Genomic DNA, 18,168 nt, shown 5'->3' with positions numbered 1-18,168 from the left:
GAGCCGAACTTGTTCGAGCTATGCCGAGTCGTGACAGAAGAAGACGAAGTCAAACCGTGATTAAAAAACGATAAGATATGGGATTTTGGAGTTCATTATTGAAATATGGTGGCAAGGCGGCACGAGGTACTGGCCATGTCATCGGAGTAACTGGAAAGACCTTAGGCAGTGCGGCACTCCACCCGCAACGCACCCTTATGGGAGCCGGCAAGGCTATGCAGACGGCCGCAGTGGGTAGTGCCGCAGGCTATGTGACATGGGAGAAGCTGACCACAGACAAGAGCGTGGCACGCATCGTAGGTGATGCTGTCATCGGCGAGAATGCCACGGAAGCGGTGGCACAAACCGCCAACGATGTGCAACGTCTGACGGGCAAGGCTGGTGAAGCCGTTGATGCGGTGAACACTGTAGCCGGAAAGATGGACACCCAGTTCAGCGGCATCAGTGATTTCTTTAGGAATATGTTCGGAGGCGTAGGATGCGACATGATAGGCAATCTCTTTGGCAATATCGGCAAGGGCAACGTGTCGGGTATGAGCATCGTCGGACTGGTGGCTGCCGCCTTCATGGTATTCGGACGCTTTGGTTGGATGAGCAAGATTGCGGGTGCCCTGCTTGGAGCGATGATCATCGGGAACAATTCTAAGGTGGCGCAAACTCTGCCTAACAGAGGCGGTACGTCTTCACATGGGCAGAACATGAAAGAAGCAGAGACCCAAAGCAGAGGGATGAAACGATAACCAATATACAGTGATATGAGATATACAGAAGAAATGATACTGCGCTCATCGAGCGGCTACTGTATGCCGTTTGAGGAGCCTATAAAGCAGGACGTGCAGATGTCCTTGGGTTACGGAGAGCAGAAAAATCCCGTGACGGGAGAAACATTCTTCCATCACGGCATAGACTTCTCAGTGAACCATTACCTGCTGTCGGCGGTGGCAACGGGAACCGTCTCTGCCATTGGGTCGGACGCGGAGCATGGCATCTACCAGACCATCCGCTACGGCAAATACGAAGTGACTTACAGGCATCTCTCCAATGTCTTCGCCAACTTCTCCCAAAGCGTCAAGGCCGGTCAGACCATCGCCATCAGTGGCGACCTGCTGCACATGGAGGTGAGGTTTGACGGAGAGGAAATCAATCCGTTGGAGTTCCTCACCATGCTCTACGGCAATATCAAGGCATTGGAGCACAATTCCCAAATGGGCATCAATGAACTGGACATGAACATCCCTTCACCCTACGACACCGACCGTCAGGAGATAGAGGCATTGATGCTCCGCTTCCTTCCCTCCTACTTCGAGGACCTTCAACAAGGAGCATACTCTCTGCCCGAACATACGGAGCAGTCGTTGAGAAACATCTTCTCGTTGGGAGCGAGCAAGCATTATTTCTACGAGACCATGCCGAGCATGGCTAATCCCTTGGGCATCGGCAACCGCTGTATGCCTTTGGCGACTAAGGTGCAGAACCTGCTCATTGCCGACTTTCTCAACTATCTTGCCATGCGACATCAGGTATATCTCTCCACGATGGACGAGGTGTTAAAAAAAAACTCCAAGAGCAAGCCCTGACGCATGACGGCATCATCGACCCTCTTGCCGACTTGGACGTGGATATCCAGAGCTTCGACATTCCGAGGATAGTGAGCGTCTATCCCGACCGGGCTGGCGTGAGATGGTGGACAAAGGCATGGTTCAATGGTAAGGAAGAGGGGGAACCCTCCGTGGAGATTGAGGAACGTATGGCCGTGCAGTTCATCCACTGCCAAGTGGACAAGGACGCATGGTTGGAGGAACACTATCCTAAGCAGATGGAGATATATCACAATGCCATCGAGCAGACAAAGGAACAGATATTACAGCAGTATAATATATAAACAAGGTATATGGCAGTTAAGAACAGTCAGCGATTCGCAGAGATAGAGCGTCTGATGGGCGACTACTTCGGGTGTCACCTTGCCCCCGTGATGGGCAGGGTGCAACGGGACTTGTCCAACAGACAGGCAGACGAGATGCGAGCCTACTCCAACAGTACGGCTGGCATCCTACGCTCATTGGCCACTGCCAATATGCCTGGTGATGACCCATACGCCACGCTGAAGATTACAGGCAAGTGGAACAGCAAGACCACCGAAGACTATCTGGCGATGTGCAAGGAGGCTATTGTCGGCAACAAGGATATGCAGCGTGACCTTGCCGTGATGGCTGAGGAATGGCGCAAGGCGGTGGTGACAGAGATAGGACGAGAGCGGTACGATGCACTCTCTAAACAACTCGGTTGTGATTTGGCATACGCCTATATCGATCACCGCATGGAGCAGCTGATGATAGAAAAAATGGTGAAAGACCGTATGCCAACATCTTCTGCCGACTATATCATCCGCAAGGCGGCACAAAGCAGTCTGTTCGGTCTGCCCTACGAACTGAACAAGTCACCCCTTGCCGCAGAGATAGAAGCCAAAGGAGAGGCAGCCTATAAGCCCTCTCGAACAGAGAAGGCAGCGGGATGGGCAGCCGGAGCGGGTGCCGATGTCGTGGCCATGGGAGGGATTGGCTCATGGGCAACCTTCGCCAAGTTTGTCGGTATCGATATGGTGATGAATGTCGGCATGGAGCACCTAAGCAAGAAAGGTAGCAGCCAAGAGGTCTGTGTCGAGGAGTGTATCAGCAAGGGAGTTTTCGGTACGGGCACCAACGTCTTCGCCTCATTCCGCAAACAGGCAAAAGTCATCAAGAACCACGAGAACAGCTATATCAAGGCTACCAACAGCCATTTCAAGAACAAGATTCCCACGAGCAATATCACTTTTATGGATTGGACGAAACAAACCGAGCAGACCTCTTTTCCTTGGAACAAAGGTACGTTCCTTGACCCTCAGAGAAACGAAGCAACCAAACGTACAGGCAAGTACAAGGATGTGCCCTTGATAGTTGCGCCTGGACAGGAAGACGAGTATCTGGAGGTTAAGGCGAGACTGGATGCAGAGGCTGAGAAGGAGAAGAAGGCAGAACCGAAAGAAACTCCTGATTCATCGACTGAAGAGGCAACACCATCTGTAGTCCAGCAGGAGGAAACAGCCTTACAAACAAACGAAAATGGATGGGACGGGCTGTTGCAGAGTTTTGGACTGAACGGCTTTTCAGACATCGGCAAGAACCTTGGTTATGTGTTGGCGATGCTGCCCGATGTACTGGTGGGACTGTTCACTGGCAAGACAAAATCGCTGAATATGGACAATAGCCTCCTTCCTTTGGCCTCTATCGTGGCTGGAATGTTCGTGAAGAATCCTATACTGAAGATGCTGTTGATGGGTATGGGAGGTGCCAATCTGCTCAACAAAGCGGGACATGAGGTGCTGGGCAGGAAACAGCAGGAAGGCATTGCACCTACAGTTAGTCCTGCTGCATCTCGCATTCAGTACCGCCAATATCCTGATGAACCACTCAATCCTCGTATCAGCAACCCGATGCTGCAAGGGCGGTGTCTCGTTGCCAACATTGACCATGTGCCTTGTACCATTCAACTGCCTGACAGTGTGATTGGGGCGCATCAGTCGGGGGCATTGCCGCTGAATACATTGGCTAACGCCATACTTGCCAAGAACGACCAGATGCGACAGATGGCAGCAATGCAGTACGAAGAGCAGGCACGGGAGAGCGTGGTGCGACCGAGGGGAATACAGTGAAGCCCGACAACAAAATTGTCGGGAACGGTGGCTTGGTAAGCCAATTATAGAATGTGATTGAGATAAACAAAAAGATAAAAGCATGAAAGAGAAATCAGAATTTGAGAAGCGGACGGCGGAGAAGCAGGTGTCGCTGCTCACTGAGGCACTGACGAGTGCGGTGGATGCCAAGGGACATTGGTTGAATGCAAGCGGCAAACTCTATCCGAAGCTCTATCCCAAGGGCTTTTCGGTCAGTCCGTTCAATGCCCTTGTCCTTGCCCTTGACTCCGATGCCAAGGGTTGCAAGAGCAATCTGTTTACGCAGTTCTCCGAAGCGAAGGCACGGGGTGAGAGCGTGAGGGAGCATGAGAAAGGTGTGCCGTTCCTGTATTACAATTGGAATAAGTACGTCAACCGCAACAATCCCGACGATGTCATCACCAAGGAGGCATACGCAGAACTGTCGGAACAGGACAAACAGCAGTACAAGGGAGTGAAAAACCGTGAGATCCGTGTGCTGTTCAATATCGACCAGACGCTACTGCCTATGGCTAACGAAACAGCCTACACTACGGCATTGAAGAAGGATGGCACGGTGGAGGATAGAGGTTATGGCGACAAGGAGGACAAGCAGCTGCATGGGTGCGTCAACGGATTCCTTCAGAAGATGAAGGACAACCTCGTGAATGTACGTCAGGACGGCACGGGTGTGGCGCACTACGACACCGAGAAGGATGTCATCTACCTGCCACGGCAGCGTGACTTCGAGCACTACAATGACTATGTACAGGAGATGATGCGTCAGTTGGTGTCTGCCACCGGTCATCAGCAGCGGTTGGCACGTGAGGGCATGGTCATGAAGAACGGCAAAGCCCCGTCGGAGGATGCCGTGAAGAAGGAACGACTCATCACTGAGATAGCTTCGGGCGTGAAGATGCTCGAACTGGGACTGCCTGCCCGTCTGTCAAAGGACAGCCTTAGCATGGTGGACTATTGGACGAGGGAACTGAAGGAAGACCCTTGTCTGATTGATGCCATCGAGAGTGAGGTGAACGGTGCGCTGAAGGTGTTGAAGAAAGCCGAACTGGGTGAAAAGGTGGAGTATGCCACCGACCAGCATCAGCGAGAGACGGCGCAGATACAGGTGCAGTTGCCCAACCACTACTTCGTAGCAGACGAAATCAAGCAGCATCCCAACGAGGAGCAGCGTACTGTGGTCATCGTGCGTGATGATGCCAGCAAGACCGCCGATGTGGTGCTGCCACAGGGTGCATCGTTGGAGGTGAACAACGAGATCAAGGGCATGAACAAGCAACGCTTCACCAATGCCTTGCAGAAAGAGGGTTATGACAACGTGCGTTTCTACAATCCCGACGGAGCCTTGGGCTTCCGTCCCGACGACAGTTATTTCGCCGACAAGAAAATCACGGTATCAAGACTGCGCAACTGGTCTATCGAAGACCTATCCTCGTTGGATGCTTCTGAGGCCGTAACCCACAGCCGTGACATCGGTTTCGACAATGTGCAGTTGGTAAAGGATGACAAGGAGCGGTGGGCATTGTACATCAAGCCCGAAGGTAAGGAGGGCTTTGCCGTCTATCCCGACAAAGGAGACCTCAATCATTTCTTCACCACCTTGAAGCAGTCGATGGACAACATCGAGCGTGTGCGTGAGGAACTGGCACAGAAGTATTATGCTATGGCAGAGGCGAAACCCGACCTGAAGGTGGACATCTTCGGAGGTAATGAGCAGGAGGTTGATTTGAACCGCATCCAGCGTGTGGCAGTATTCCGTGCCAAATCGGGCGAATGCCTGTGTGCAGCCACTATTGACGGCAAGAAGTTGCAGCCGAGAAGTGTCAGTCCGTCACAATGGCAACGATTGTGGGTGGCTCCTGACAGGGATTCCTACAAGCAGAACCTTGCCGCCTCGCTGTTTGCTGATGTATTGCAGAAAGACAACAATGTCGAGCAAAGTACACAAGAGAAGCAGGAAGAAGCGACGGAGGTGAAGCAAGCGGAGACGGCAATTGTCGATAAGCATGATGAACAGAAGGAAGTGGTACTTAAGGAAGATAAAAGCTCTGAACAAAGGGAAGAGAAGAAACAAGAGGAAAAGAAAGAAGAAAAGAAGGATGAAAAGGCTGTCAAGGCTGCTGTCTCTCCCCTTGTCCAACAATATCTTGACTTGAAGAAGAAGCATCCTGATGCCATTCTTTTGTTTCGCTGCGGTGACTTCTATGAGACCTACAAGGATGATGCGGTGAAGGCATCCAAAATATTGGGTATTACGCTGACAAAGAGCAATGGGCGCAAGGATGATGAAGGCAAGCCGTTGGCAATGGCAGGATTCCCATATCATGCCCTCGACACCTATCTGCCGAAGCTCATTCGTGCTGGTGAACGGGTGGCCATCTGTGACCAGTTGGAAATGCCGAAGCAGACAACATCATCGAAGCGTGGAATTACGGAGATGGTGTCACCTGGAAAAGAGACAGGAAAGCAGATGGCACAGGAAAGTCAAGAAACAGAACAACACACCAGTCTAAGGAGATAGGCTTATGGGAAAGAACGCAGCGTATGCCGCACAATATGCGGAGGAAGCCAAAGAACAGATGCGGATGTATGGGATTCCTGCCTCCGTCATCTTGGCGCAAGCCATACTGGAGAGCAGCAACGGACAGAGCCAACTGTCGCGCGAATGCAACAACCACTTTGGCATCAAGGCTACGGCATCGTGGTTGAAGAATGGCGGAGAGTATGGAGTCTATACGGATGATAGGCCCAACGAGAAATTCTGTAAGTACAAAAGCGTGGGTGACAGTTATGAGCATCACTCGCAGTTCCTGAAGCAGAACAAGCGTTATGCGCAGTGCTTCACGCTGTCGCCTGACGACTACAAGGGATGGACGAAGGGCATTGAGCGTGCCGGCTATGCCACGGGCGGCGGTTATGCTGCAAGTCTGCAGCGCATCATTGAAGCCAACGGACTGGACAAGTATGACAGTGAGGTGATGGCTGAGATGCGGGCAGAAGGTCGGTCGTTCGGGGTGGAGAATAATCCTCGTAGAGAAATGCCTGCTGCCCATGTACCGCAGTCTGCCGGGTATTCCTTTCCTGTGGAGCGAGAGGAGTTTCTCTTCATCACCTCGCCTTTCGGCAATCGCCAGGATCCGATGGATGCCACCAAGCAGCAGATGCACAAGGGCATTGACATCAAGACGAACCATGAGGCGGTGTTGGCCACGGAGAACGGCGGCAAGGTGGTGGCGGTGAACCATAATGCGAACACGGCAGGAGGGAAATCCGTCACCGTGGAATACAGCCGTGAGGATGGCAGCAAGGTGCAATGCTCCTACCTGCATCTGTCTGACATAGCAGTAAAGGTAGGTGACGTGGTTAATGCCAGTCAGAAGTTGGGGGTGTCGGGAAATACCGGCACCAGAACCACTGGCGAGCATCTGCATTTCGGAGTGAAGAGTGTATCGGCTGACGGCTCAAAAAGGGATATGGATCCAGCCGCTTATCTGGCAGAAATCGGACAGAAAGGCAACATCAAGCTACAGGCCCTGCATAACGGCAATGACCTGTTGGCAAAATACAAGAGCAATGCGCCACAGGAGCAGAAGGTTTCGTCGGAGGACTGGATGAAGAAAATCCTTTCCTCGGAGGACAGCGGCGTGGGCATTTCGGGAACGAATGACCCTATACTCGACATGGCGATGACCACCTTCATGTCGCTGATGATGTTGGCAGCGCAGATTGACAGCAATGATGAGGAACGACAAAAAGGACTTATCTCTGCCATGGCAGCCAACCGGCTCGTAGATTTGACCTCGCTTGTTCCAGGCATGAGGCAATGCACCATTACTGTGGGTGAGAACGGCAAGACTGTGCTTCATGCAGAGAGCGGTACGGTGAAGATTGACCGTGAACTGACCTCCTCGGAGATGAACCGCCTGTCGCTCATTTTGGGCAATGCCAATCTGTCGGAAGAAAGCAAACGGACGAAGATTGCGGGAATGGTGACAGGCATCGTGGCGACACAGCAGGCTTCGCAGAACTTCGAGCAAGGGATGGAGGCTGAGAGTCAACAACAAAATCTGCAAAGGAAATGAAAAGGATAGCAAGTCATCTGTGTACATTGCTGGTGGGTATGGTAGCTGTGGCAGGACACTTCATGCTTACCCAATGGCTTTTCGGTCAGACCGTGGCCATCATCTATCTCGGCTTCCAACTTATCATAGCAGCGTGGATAGTCTATGAACTGATACGTGCGCTAGTATATGATGATTGAAAAGAGATTATTGTCATTGCTAAGACATTTCACTTGGACGATGGATATGTATAATTCAAATAGTATCGAGCAATGATCAAATGTAATGTAACAGTGTGCGGAACGGTCAGCAAGGCTGCGACCTGCCGCACGAACAAGGAGGGCAAGGCATTCGTGAGCTTTGCCATGAACGTAGTCATTCCAGCGAAGAGCGGGATTAACAAGACCATCGAGGTGTCGGTCATCAAAGATGGGACACTGACGGAGGTGTGCAGCTGCAACATCGGCGAACGCATTGAGGTAGCCGGTGTATTGGTACCAAGAAAATGGGGCGATGTCCTTTATTTCAACCTGTCGGCAAGCAGCATCAGCCACCAGCCTGACGAGGCAGAGGACTGCATCAAGGGCGTGATGGAGTTCCGCGGCAAGGTGGGCAAGAGCATTGAGGACAAGACGGACAAGAATGGTGTGCCGTACTGCCAGTTCTCCGCTTTCAGCGCAGAGAAAGTACAGGACGGATTTGAATACATCTGGGTAAGTTTCTTCCTATTCGATGGCAAATGCGAGGCATGGCTGCAACCAGGCGTGAAAGCGAACATCAAAGGGGCATTGTCTGTCAGTGTCTTCAATGACAAACTGGACTTCTCCTGCCGAGTGTCTGAAATGAGCGAATATGTTCCGCAGCCCTATAATGGTTAATTGACTATGGGAAAGCCTTATGCTAAGGAAGGTCCGAGTGCCGAAGACAAGGCACTCGACCTGTTTGCCGATATGATGATTGAGCGTATTCAGTCGCTGTCGGGCAAAGACGGATGGAAAAAGCCCTGGTTTACTGAAGGTGCGTTGCAATGGCCGAAAAACCTGAACGGACGAGAATATAATGGCATGAACGCTATGATGTTGCTCCTGCATTGCGAGAAGGAGGGTTACAAGATTCCTCGCTTCTGTACCTTCGACCGCATACAGCAGTTTAACAAAACTGGCAAGAAAGACGAGGAACAGAAGCCCCGTGTGTCAGTACTGAAAGGTGAGCATTCTTTCCCCGTGATGCTCACCACGTTTACGGTGGTCAATAAGGAAACAAAGGAACACATCAAGTGGGAGGACTACAAACTGCTCTCTCAGGAAGAGCGCGAAAAGTACAATGTATATCCAAAGCTTCAGACTTACCATGTCTTCAATGTGGCGCAGACCAACCTGAAGGAGGTCAGACCAGAGTTTTGGGAGAAACTGGAACAGGAATACTCGATGCCCAAGGTAGAGAAGGACGAGCAGTTTGCCTTTGAACCCGTGGATAGGATGATAGCGGACAACCGTTGGATATGTCCCATCAAACCGATGTTCGGTGATTCCGCCTATTTCTCCATCAGCAAGAATGAGATTGTGATGCCTGAGAAAAGGCAGTTCAAGGATGGGGAGTCTTTCTACTCGAACCTTTTCCACGAGATGGGACACTCCACGGGTGCGGAGGGACAGTTAGACCGCATCAAGCCCGCTACCTTCGGCTCGGCAGAGTATGCACGCGAGGAACTGGTGGCAGAACTGACGGCTGCGCTGACCGCTCAGCGGTATGGCATGACAAAGCATCTGAAAGGAGATTCGGCTGCCTATTTGAAGTCTTGGCTGGATTCGCTGAAGGAGTCGCCGCAGTTCATCAAGACCACGCTACTCGATGTGAAAAAAGCTACCTCAATGCTCACGCAGCATATCGACAAGATTGCTATGGAGATAGACCAGGAGAAAAAGGCTGAGCAGGAAAACGGGCAAGGGAAAAGTTATCTATCCATAGATGACGGCGACCATGCAGTCTTGGCATATAATGGTTCTGCTGTATATATCCAGCATCATGAGAAGGAGGACTCTGTAAAGATTGCTGTGCCGACGAGTAACGGTCTGGAAGTGAAACTCTCTGTTCCTTACGACCACGGCAAAGACCTTGACACCAATTATCAGGAGGCTTTTGCCCAGTACAAAAGCCTGACAGAGCCTTCACAATCGAAAGAAAACGTCTATTATGCCTCCATCGCCTATCTCCAATCAACGGATGACACATCGGAACTGGATAAGCTAAAGGAGAAAGGTGACTATCAAGGACTGCTGACGCTTGCCAAGGAATACTATGACGGGAACGGCATGGACGAGGAGCAGACCTACAGGAAGCCGTGCCAGAACAGAGGCGATGACCTGCTAATAGAGGACAAGGACTTTGCAGTGGTCTATAACGGGAGTGTCGGCGGTACGTATGAGGTGTTCCTGAAGCATACGGAGCAAGAAGTGCGTGACCATATCACTCGCTATGGCATAGGACGTGCCAGTGAGGACGTGAAGGCTGTGGCGAGGGAGATGACCGCCGAAGAGTTTTCGGAATTGGCGCAGCGAAAAATGCCGATATTCCAAATGCCGAATGGTGGTTTGCTGAACCTGCAATATAACAAGGATAAGGATAGCCTGGATGTGGGGACTGTGACCAATGCAGGACTCTCTGTGAAGCATACCTTCCCTTTCAGCCACAACCATTCTATGGACGCAAACATCAGCTCTGCGTATGAGCAACTGCTTGACATGGAGGAGTACCAGAAGGAAGAGGTACAAGAGGAGCACGTTGCCAAGTCCGCTTGCCGAAGATGAGAGTAGTATCGTAGTATATACTAATCGTAGGCTTTACTACTCATAGTAGGTACTAACAATAGTCAGCCGCAAGGAGTAATGTCCCTGCGGCTGATTTAATTTGGGGTCATTCCATATTATGAAGGAATGCTTGTAAATCCTCGTCTGGAATGCTCTTCAGTTTCACCGGCTTGAAGCCGTCCAACTGCTCCACTTGAAATATCTCGTCCACTCCATATTTGGAGCCATCCACCTTTACGCTCTCCATTTCATTGACGGAGGTATAGCCATACTCCGTTTCATGCAGACCGCATACGATGGTGAACAACGTGGTGTCGTTACCTTCCGGCTGTCCTTCAAGTACGAACCAACGGACGTGTCCGATGAAGAATATTGCCACACAAACGGCATCCTTGCCTTTGCCGTCCTGTGAATACAGAGGATAGGATTTCAGTATCTCCTCCAATACGGGTGTAATCAATCTGCTTGCCATAGTCAATCGTTGTTAAGTGTTCTGTAATACATTCTGTTCTCTACAAGGTGTTCGATGGCCTCTGCTGCCAATCGGCACACCCACTCGTCACGCTGGTCATAACGACCTTTTTGATAGTCGTTGGCAAGGCGTTCCAAGAAGGCAAACACCACCTTGCCCTTTTCGTTGATAAGATAGCGATGGTCATCTGCAAGGGCATTGCCTACCTTGGCGGCTGACCCCATCTGACCGTTTACGAACCGTGAGAAGCACTCGACAAATGCCTGCTCGTTTTCTGATAATCTGTGTAATTCCATACGCAAAGAAATTATTTGTTCAACTTGTTTTTCTTCCCTCCTTTTGAAGCCTTTCGGCTCCTCTTGTCGGGAACTGATTTTTCGTGCATCAAAAGACTGCGGAATGAGGGCGATAAGGCAAGAAAACAGACGGAGGAGTTAATGAAATACCCAAATCTTTGATTTGCGGAAAGCTGTCGTTCAGTCCTCTGCCTGTTAGCATGGCGGTACTTGACCATTCGCCCGGGCAGTAACTTTGCAAAGAAAAATGGGCATCGGCAAGTGGAATAGACACTACAAAACAGGAAAATCATTGATTTTTAGTGCATTTTTCTTTATTTCTTTCTTTGATTTAGGATAAAATATATAACTTTGCCTCCGAAAAAGTGTCACAAGTGACAGTTTTTCGTAAAATATGATAGTAAACAGATATAGATACATAGAACAGTTGAGCCGTTCAAAGAACAACGGGCTCATAAAGATAATCACAGGATTGCGACGTTCAGGCAAGTCGTTCCTTCTGAAGAAACTCTTTCATCAGCATCTATTGGATGAGGGCGTGAGAGAAGACCATATTCTCGTCATCGACATGGAGAGTAGGAAGAACAGAGAGTTCAAGAACCCGGACTACCTGTTGGACTGGGTGGAAAAGATGATGATTGACTATGAGACTTATTATATCATCATCGACGAGGTGCAGGAGGTGGAAGACTTTGTAGAGGTGCTCTCTTCCTTGTCAGTTACCGAAGGGGCGGATGTGTATGTCACAGGCTCCAACTCGCGTTTCCTGTCCTCTGACCTGGTGACGGAATTCCGAGGCAGAGGTGACGAGATACATGTGTGGCCACTATCCTTCAAGGAGTTCATGACGGTGTATGATGGTTCGAAAGAAGACGGTTGGGCTGAATACAGACTGTACGGAGGTTTGCCGCAACTACTTACACAGGTTGGGGATGAGAAGAAGGCTGATTTCCTGCGTCGCCTTTATCGCACGGTATATCTACGTGACATCTACGAGCGGAACAACATAGAACTGAGACCTGAATTTGAAGAATTGTCGAAGACCGTAGCATCCAGTATAGGAGCACCTGTCAATGCACTGAATATAGCCAATACGTTCAAGTCCGTAAGCAATGTGCAGAGCATAACCGACAAGACAGTGTCGGCTTATCTGGAATATATGCAGGATGCTTTCCTTATCGAAAAATCCGAAAGGTTCGACATCAAAGGACGGAAATACATAGGTTCGTTGTCCAAGTATTATTATCAGGACGTAGGTCTGAGGAATGCTATTCTGTCGTTCCGTCAGAGCGAGCCGACACATATCATGGAGAACGTCATCTACAATGAGATGCGTATGCGAGGATGGCTCGTGGATGTGGGTAACGTCTATCATCGAGTGAGGAATACGGAAGGAAAGCAGCAGAGGGTGACATTGGAAGTGGATTTTGTCTGCAACAAAGGGAGCGAGCGGATCTACATCCAGTCGGCGTGGCGTATGCCCGATGCAGAAAAGATGGAACAGGAGAAACGGTCGTTGCGTCTTGTAGATGACTCTTTCCGCAAACTGCTGATCGTGGGAGAACATACCAAGCAGTGGAGCGACGAAAACGGCATACAGATAATGAGTATATATGACTTCCTGCTTGACTGGTCAAGTACTGAGAAACACGGATAAAAAAAAGATATGCGCATAGAATATGCGTTAATACATATATGATTAAGGGAGGGCCTATCCATCACGGACAAGCCCTCCCTTTCTAAAATTTATCAATGAAAAAAAAGTTTTAGTGCTCTTGTTCGGAGCTGTATGTCTGGCTATAGATACAGCAGGATTCTGGTATGGCGGTTCGCCTCATTGGGCGAGTAATCGTCAATGCCGCCATCGAAAATCTGAGAGATGGTGCCATTTTCCATACCACGTTTCATCAGTTCCTCTGCAATGAATCTGGCACGGGAACGGCTGAGGTTATCATTGATGGCTTCACTGCCTGTGGCACTGTCGGCAGCGCCGATGACCTTAACTTTCAAGCCATATTTCTTGGCGATGCGTGCTACTTCGTCGAGATTGACGAGCTGTGACCTGTTGAGCAACCTGTCAGTGCCAAGTTCAAAGAAGAAATAGATGGGCGCACCTATGCAAGCCTTTCCTGAGTGGATGAGCGATAGGTAATCGTCTTCCGGCTCACCTTCAGCATTGCCATATTCTTCTGTACAAGAGGCGGACTCCATGACCTTTGTCTTTTGACCATTACCATACTTGTCTCTCATTTTTGCACGCAGCGAGTTGAGACCGCTGTAGTCGTTTCGAGGATAGCCATTTGTGACGGAAGAAGCGGCATCGTCAGAAAAGAGGTGGCCGTACTTGTCCAGAAGTCCCTCGATGGCAAGAATCTTGCGCAGCTGCTCCAGAGTCTGACAATCTCGATCGTGCTGGGCGTGATAGCGGCTGTTGCTGTCAGAAAGGGATGAGGCGTATGCCGAAAGCCATTCGTTCTGTGCGATGTACGGGCGAGCGTCTATCACTCGCTTCCAGCCAGTCTTGCCGATGCGGACAGAGAGGCCGAGGGATGCGGACAGCAGATGGTCGCCAAGGCGGTGTGCCTTGCCATAGCCGTCAAAATCCTGCATGGTGGTCATGTTGCCTATCTCTGCCGTAACAGCAATGCGTGGGGAGAGATGATACTGCCCCTGTATGCCGTAGGAAATGGCAAAGGGCTTGTGGGCATTCACCTTGTTGTGCAGCATACCCACGCCCACGTATGGAATGACACTCCATCTGGCAAGAGTGTGTACATCGTCCTTGTAGAGGTTGCCGAGGACATTCCACATGAAATCAGCACGCAGGTACTGGTAGTCCTGCGAGGAGTTGTTGCAGTCGTTGAACTGCATACCGCCATAGTTCAGACGACCGCCGACGGAAGGTGTGAACCATTTGCCGATCGACACGGAGAATGCCGGTTTCATGCGACCGAATAGGTCGTTGCATCCGAGCGGTTTGCCGAGGAAGACCGTAGTTCCTCCTGCCGCTTGGACAAACCAGTTGTCCGTCCATGGCGAAGCTACCAATGCCCCTTTCATGTAGGAAGGTTTAAGCGGACGAAGCATACCGTCTGCCGAAAGTCTGCATACAACGGTGGTGGTGTCCGCCGTGCGGTGATAGTCTTTGGCTTGCGCACCCAATGAAAGGGCGAAGCCAAGGGATAGAATAAGTATTTTTCTCATGTTGTTCAATTTAATCTGGTGAATACTATAACAGGTGATACGTGACAGTGCCGCTTATCGTTTCTTCCTTTTGCCGGAAGAGGGGCGCATCATGCGTGCAGCTTTCATCATGCAACGGCGTGCCCAAGCGCGTTCATCCTCGTCATCGTCACGTCCCCATTTGAGGTCGGACGAACTGCCGCCACCGCCATGACCTTCGGCAAAGGTGGTGGCATCATCGACGTAGCCGAGGAATAGAAGCGTGGCACAGTACATCACCTCCGTTCCATTCTCCGCAAAGGCCTGAAGCAGGGAACCGTCAAACACGTCCTTGCCCTCATTGGAAAGCCGTGCCACACGTTCGGAGAACTCGCTGACCATGTTTTCGAGAAGGGCATTTCTGAGAACGGTGTCCGCACCTTGTCGGATAGTATCGGAATATCTGTGTGCCTCCTGCCGCAACTCCTCCGTGCGCTCCTTCATGGCGGTCATCTCCTCACGCAGGGCATCGAGCTTGCGGTCAGCCTCTGAGAGCTTCTCCTGCTTGTCGTCCAGTTTCGACTGGATAGCGGACAGTTCCTGCTCCAGCTCTTGGACTTGCTGACGGAGAGCATCAGGATTGTCGTGACCTGCAAGAATCTGCCGATGCAATTCAGCAAGTGCCGCCTCCTTCTCAGCCTTCTCCTGCAAGAGGTTGTTGACCATTGAGGTGAGTCCTTTTACTCTCCGCTCTGCCAGACGGATGTCCGATTGGAGCGAGGCGAGTGTCCGCTGATGGGTGGCGACGGACTGCTCAATGGTGGTGCACTGTTCTGACAGCTGGCGGCGGTATTCTTCGGTGGTGCGGTGGCGTGCTCCCGTCTCTGAGACGGAAGTTCCGCGCTCCATGCCCCAACGCTTGTTGACATCGGCAAATTCGCTGTGCAGGGCTTTCATCCTGGCAGAAAACTCGTACTTGTCCTTTCCGGCGAATATCTGTTTGTATGCAAACTTGCCGTCCTTGATTGGCAAGAGGGTGCAGTGAACGTGCGGATTGGTTTCGTCCAAGTGTAAGATGAAAGCGACGATGTTCTCCTCACCGTATTTGTCCGCAACAAAGCGGTAAACATCCTTTGCCCATTCCTCAATGTCCTTGCATCGGGTTAGATGCGAATTGTCCGCTCCGTGAGTGAGATTCACCTTCTGGTCACCGAATGCCAATTCTGTCATACGTTCTCGTGAGCCTCCGAAGATGAAATTGACCACTGTGCGGAAGCGTGGCTCTGCCAGTCCCTCGTTGGGGTCTTTGATTCCACGGCTCCGCAGGATGTCTGCCATGCGCTCCGGGATGCTTCGGCTCTTGTCTATAGGACAAACCTTGCCGCCCCGAACCTCGAAGTTGAGCCGCTCACGGCTGCGGTCGTAGTTGCCTGTTGATTCAGCGGATCCCCAACCCTTTTCCGTCCAACGGCGTTGGTGCTCGTTGCTCTGTGCTGTGGTGATTCCCTTAGATGGTCGGAAATCCATAACCTGTTTTGGTGTTGCCATAACCTATTTCCTTTTATGTGTGTACAACTCTCCTGTCTCCAGCTTGCTGCTTGTAAGGACAGCCTCCCGATGGTCGGAGACCAAGAGGGGTATTAGGCTACCCAAATTCCCTCATTTCCGACCAACGGGCAAGCCCGATTATTTTACAGCAATGGCAGACGTGTAAACACTGTGCCAGTAGAAAAGAAGAAGCGTTGTACGGTGATTATTAGAGGTTAATACAGCCTTTTGATGGACAGGAGCCCTCTTGGTTGGCTACAATGGCAAGGAACGGTCGGCAGAGTGACTGAAACTGTGACTTGATGGCTGCGCTTTCCTGATGCAAGGCTGGTGAGCTGCCATCCAATGCCAATTCTGATATTGCCTTTGCCGCCTCGATGAATGAGAGCCAGTCTCCTCCCAGGTCTTTGTAAAAGAAGGGAAGAAGGGAGGTAACGAGGGCGTTATCTGTTTCCTGCGAAAGCACCTGATGGAAGGTGGCTTCGCAGACAGCTGTGAGTGCAGTCATACAAAAGGCGTGTCCTACAGATTCGGGAATGTTTCTTCCGCATGGCACCTTGCCAATTGAATTGCCATTGTCGGCTTTCTGCAAGATAATGGCTACTTCCTCTGTTGCATCTTCGTAGAGTTGTTCACATTCCGAGGCGCAAGCCGATGCGGACATCTTGCCGCTTCGCCATTCGTCCAATGCGGTACACATCTTCTGGCGGAACACATCCAAGGCTGCGTCAATCGGAGAAACGGCAGGTGTCTCAGCCAACATCGGGATGGTGATGATTTGGCTCTTCGTGAGACGGGTGACGGAAATCTGGTTCATCTTCTCCAACTGCTCGATGAAGGTGCGGACAGTGGCGCGGTGCCAATGCCAGCATCCTGCCAGTTCGGTAATGGTGATTACAAACTGCCCGTTGGACAGGCTGAACTCCTGCTTGCACAGATCCTTGGGGATGTACTGTACAGAAGCCTTGTCTACAAGGTCAAGGTAGGCTTCGAGCTTCGACAGCCTTATCCCGGACCTCTCTTTCAAGAACTCCAACAGGGACATCCGTTCAGACATCTTGCCGGAACTCGTTCTATGTTTCTGTTTCTTCATTTCAATAATCTGTTTGGTGAATACTGTTGTTTGTCGCCAGCTCCATTATACAAAAGGAACGGCATGATACAGGTGATACTTAATAGTAGTATATGATGAGCATTTCTGTGTCTTCGAGGAGCATCTTGCGGTCAGCCTTGTTCTTCCACAGCGATATGACTATGCGCGAGGGATAGAACAGTGATGCCAGAAGGACAAAGGAGATGGTGACAGCAAGCGTGAACAGATGAGGAGTGAAGACAAACACCACTGCCGCCAACGCGGCGATGCAGAAGGGTGTCCGCTCCTCGTGCAGACGCTGTAGCCACCTCTCCACATCCATAAAGACAAAGAATATGGCAAACGCTATGGTGGAAGCCACTACGCCTATGTCGTTATAGTGTACACAGAGGTAGAGGAAGTGGAACACGTACAGCAGGATGAGCAGCATCAACCGGTAGAGCTTCCTTGCTGTCACAAGCGCGGTCATGCGCAGATAGAACCGTGTCATAAACTGTCTGCGGCTTCTGTGCAGAATCATCGTCACAAAGAAGAACGCTGACATCAGGATGAGAAACAGTATCTTACTTGTCATAATATGTATAGCATGTGAATAATGGAAGTGGACTCAGGTCGGGCTGGACGACACCGTGTGTGGCAGTGGATATGATACGCTCCACATCCTCCAGTGTCAGTTCTCCCTTGATTATTCTCTGACGGAAAGCTCCGTCGGTTGTCCGAAGGCTCTTGATAGCCTGTTCCAAGTCGTACTCGGCTATCTGCCACACTTGCCCTCTCGTGTAGGGGAAATGATGGTGGATGGCCTTGACCACAAGCACACGGCTGAGGATGTCGGTCATTCTGCCGTTCCTGACTATCGTGTGGTTGCGGACAGTGGCGATGCTCTCAATCTCCAGCCATGTGCGGTGACGGTCGAGAAGATGGATAATCTTCATGTAAAGCGTTTCCTTCATCAGATGGTCGGGAGCTTGTGGCATGACTTTGGCCTTTGTTGTGGACAACAGAATGGAGCGTTGTTGC

17 protein-coding genes are annotated in these 18,168 nt (G+C 50.9%); 10 read left to right on the top strand and 7 right to left on the bottom strand.

The features are described 5' to 3' along the window. Positions 1–77 precede the first annotated feature (77 nt). The 9 genes from I6E38_RS05990 to I6E38_RS05950 all read left to right on the top strand — a co-directional run bounded on the left by I6E38_RS05990 (position 78) and on the right by I6E38_RS05950 (position 10,577). A complete protein-coding gene (locus I6E38_RS05990; RefSeq protein ID WP_005816251.1) occupies positions 78–740 on the top strand; it encodes a hypothetical protein in 663 nt (220 codons plus the stop codon). A gap of 15 nt (positions 741–755) precedes the next feature. Beyond that, positions 756–1,577, top strand: coding sequence for a M23 family metallopeptidase (locus tag I6E38_RS05985; RefSeq protein ID WP_005816253.1), 822 nt, complete (start codon positions 756–758; stop codon positions 1,575–1,577). Between the two features lie 32 nt (positions 1,578–1,609). Further along, entirely contained in the window at positions 1,610–1,882 is a 273-nt protein-coding gene (locus I6E38_RS05980) for a hypothetical protein (protein WP_007897422.1), read from the top strand. Between the two features lie 9 nt (positions 1,883–1,891). Then, positions 1,892–3,691: a hypothetical protein gene (locus I6E38_RS05975; protein WP_005816255.1), complete on the top strand. Its 1,800-nt coding sequence runs from the start codon at positions 1,892–1,894 to the stop codon at positions 3,689–3,691. Positions 3,692–3,773: 82 nt separating this feature from the next. Beyond that, a complete protein-coding gene (locus I6E38_RS05970) occupies positions 3,774–6,230 on the top strand; it encodes a MutS N-terminal domain-containing protein (protein ID WP_005816257.1) in 2,457 nt (818 codons plus the stop codon). 4 nt (positions 6,231–6,234) lie between these two features. Continuing rightward, positions 6,235–7,791 (top strand): glucosaminidase domain-containing protein, encoded by a 1,557-nt coding sequence (locus tag I6E38_RS05965; protein ID WP_005816260.1) that lies wholly within the window; start codon positions 6,235–6,237, stop codon positions 7,789–7,791. Next, positions 7,788–7,970 (top strand): hypothetical protein, encoded by a 183-nt coding sequence (locus I6E38_RS05960; RefSeq protein ID WP_005816263.1) that lies wholly within the window; start codon positions 7,788–7,790, stop codon positions 7,968–7,970. Before I6E38_RS05965 ends, I6E38_RS05960 begins: the two co-directional genes overlap by 4 nt. 72 nt (positions 7,971–8,042) lie before the next feature. Beyond that, positions 8,043–8,648 carry a hypothetical protein gene (locus I6E38_RS05955; protein WP_235393101.1) on the top strand — a complete coding sequence of 202 codons (606 nt, stop codon included), beginning with the start codon at positions 8,043–8,045 and terminating at the stop codon, positions 8,646–8,648. Between the two features lie 6 nt (positions 8,649–8,654). After that, complete coding sequence (locus I6E38_RS05950; RefSeq protein ID WP_235393100.1) at positions 8,655–10,577, top strand: zincin-like metallopeptidase domain-containing protein; 1,923 nt, start codon at positions 8,655–8,657, stop codon at positions 10,575–10,577. A gap of 106 nt (positions 10,578–10,683) precedes the next feature. Here the strand turns inward: I6E38_RS05950 and I6E38_RS05945 are convergent, their stop codons facing one another. Both I6E38_RS05945 and I6E38_RS05940 read right to left on the bottom strand, forming a co-directional pair. Further along, positions 10,684–11,049: a DUF2958 domain-containing protein gene (locus tag I6E38_RS05945; protein ID WP_005816269.1), complete on the bottom strand. Its 366-nt coding sequence runs from the start codon at positions 11,047–11,049 to the stop codon at positions 10,684–10,686. A 2-nt stretch (positions 11,050–11,051) separates the two neighbouring features. Beyond that, the gene (locus tag I6E38_RS05940; RefSeq protein ID WP_005816271.1) at positions 11,052–11,345 is read right to left on the bottom strand and encodes a hypothetical protein; all 294 of its coding nucleotides are present in this window, start codon (positions 11,343–11,345) and stop codon (positions 11,052–11,054) included. A gap of 394 nt (positions 11,346–11,739) precedes the next feature. On the opposite strand from I6E38_RS05940, the gene I6E38_RS05935 reads away from it, so the two are divergent. Continuing rightward, on the top strand, positions 11,740–13,002 hold the full coding sequence (locus I6E38_RS05935; RefSeq protein WP_005816273.1) for an ATP-binding protein: 1,263 nt from the start codon (positions 11,740–11,742) through the stop codon (positions 13,000–13,002). Positions 13,003–13,142: 140 nt separating this feature from the next. On the opposite strand, the gene I6E38_RS05930 is transcribed toward I6E38_RS05935, so the two are convergent. The 5 genes from I6E38_RS05930 to I6E38_RS05910 form a co-directional block, all read right to left on the bottom strand. Next, a complete protein-coding gene (locus I6E38_RS05930) occupies positions 13,143–14,549 on the bottom strand; it encodes an OmpA family protein (RefSeq protein ID WP_235393099.1) in 1,407 nt (468 codons plus the stop codon). Positions 14,550–14,603: 54 nt separating this feature from the next. Next, the gene (mobV, locus tag I6E38_RS05925) at positions 14,604–16,055 is read right to left on the bottom strand and encodes a MobV family relaxase (protein WP_005816278.1); all 1,452 of its coding nucleotides are present in this window, start codon (positions 16,053–16,055) and stop codon (positions 14,604–14,606) included. A 208-nt stretch (positions 16,056–16,263) separates the two neighbouring features. Continuing rightward, the gene (locus tag I6E38_RS05920; RefSeq protein ID WP_005816280.1) at positions 16,264–17,148 is read right to left on the bottom strand and encodes a hypothetical protein; all 885 of its coding nucleotides are present in this window, start codon (positions 17,146–17,148) and stop codon (positions 16,264–16,266) included. Positions 17,149–17,227: 79 nt separating this feature from the next. Further along, positions 17,228–17,722 (bottom strand): hypothetical protein, encoded by a 495-nt coding sequence (locus I6E38_RS05915; RefSeq protein ID WP_005816282.1) that lies wholly within the window; start codon positions 17,720–17,722, stop codon positions 17,228–17,230. Then, positions 17,712–18,125 carry a hypothetical protein gene (locus tag I6E38_RS05910; protein WP_005816283.1) on the bottom strand — a complete coding sequence of 138 codons (414 nt, stop codon included), beginning with the start codon at positions 18,123–18,125 and terminating at the stop codon, positions 17,712–17,714. The genes I6E38_RS05915 and I6E38_RS05910 overlap by 11 nt, the downstream gene beginning before the upstream one ends. Between the last annotated feature and the right edge of the window lie 43 nt (positions 18,126–18,168).

The sequence above is a fragment of the Leyella stercorea genome (genome assembly GCF_021531355.1).
Classification (GTDB): domain Bacteria; phylum Bacteroidota; class Bacteroidia; order Bacteroidales; family Bacteroidaceae; genus Prevotella.
Note: the sequence above shows the minus strand (reverse complement) of the source record. Positions and strands in the feature narration are given on the sequence as shown.

Bases quoted from the DNA above. Each gene is read 5' to 3' on its own strand.
- I6E38_RS05990 (WP_005816251.1), top strand. From the start codon at position 78: ATGGGATTTTGGAGTTCATTATTGAAATATGGTGGCAAGGCGGCACGA.
- I6E38_RS05985 (WP_005816253.1), top strand. From the start codon at position 756: ATGAGATATACAGAAGAAATGATACTGCGCTCATCGAGCGGCTACTGT.
- I6E38_RS05975 (WP_005816255.1), top strand. From the start codon at position 1,892: ATGGCAGTTAAGAACAGTCAGCGATTCGCAGAGATAGAGCGTCTGATG.
- I6E38_RS05970 (WP_005816257.1), top strand. From the start codon at position 3,774: ATGAAAGAGAAATCAGAATTTGAGAAGCGGACGGCGGAGAAGCAGGTG.
- I6E38_RS05965 (WP_005816260.1), top strand. From the start codon at position 6,235: ATGGGAAAGAACGCAGCGTATGCCGCACAATATGCGGAGGAAGCCAAA.
- I6E38_RS05960 (WP_005816263.1), top strand. From the start codon at position 7,788: ATGAAAAGGATAGCAAGTCATCTGTGTACATTGCTGGTGGGTATGGTA.
- I6E38_RS05955 (WP_235393101.1), top strand. From the start codon at position 8,043: ATGATCAAATGTAATGTAACAGTGTGCGGAACGGTCAGCAAGGCTGCG.
- I6E38_RS05950 (WP_235393100.1), top strand. From the start codon at position 8,655: ATGGGAAAGCCTTATGCTAAGGAAGGTCCGAGTGCCGAAGACAAGGCA.
- I6E38_RS05945 (WP_005816269.1), bottom strand. From the start codon at position 11,049: ATGGCAAGCAGATTGATTACACCCGTATTGGAGGAGATACTGAAATCC.
- I6E38_RS05940 (WP_005816271.1), bottom strand. From the start codon at position 11,345: ATGGAATTACACAGATTATCAGAAAACGAGCAGGCATTTGTCGAGTGC.
- I6E38_RS05935 (WP_005816273.1), top strand. From the start codon at position 11,740: ATGATAGTAAACAGATATAGATACATAGAACAGTTGAGCCGTTCAAAG.
- I6E38_RS05930 (WP_235393099.1), bottom strand. From the start codon at position 14,549: ATGAGAAAAATACTTATTCTATCCCTTGGCTTCGCCCTTTCATTGGGT.
- mobV (WP_005816278.1), bottom strand. From the start codon at position 16,055: ATGGCAACACCAAAACAGGTTATGGATTTCCGACCATCTAAGGGAATC.
- I6E38_RS05920 (WP_005816280.1), bottom strand. From the start codon at position 17,148: ATGAAGAAACAGAAACATAGAACGAGTTCCGGCAAGATGTCTGAACGG.
- I6E38_RS05915 (WP_005816282.1), bottom strand. From the start codon at position 17,722: ATGACAAGTAAGATACTGTTTCTCATCCTGATGTCAGCGTTCTTCTTT.
- I6E38_RS05910 (WP_005816283.1), bottom strand. From the start codon at position 18,125: ATGCCACAAGCTCCCGACCATCTGATGAAGGAAACGCTTTACATGAAG.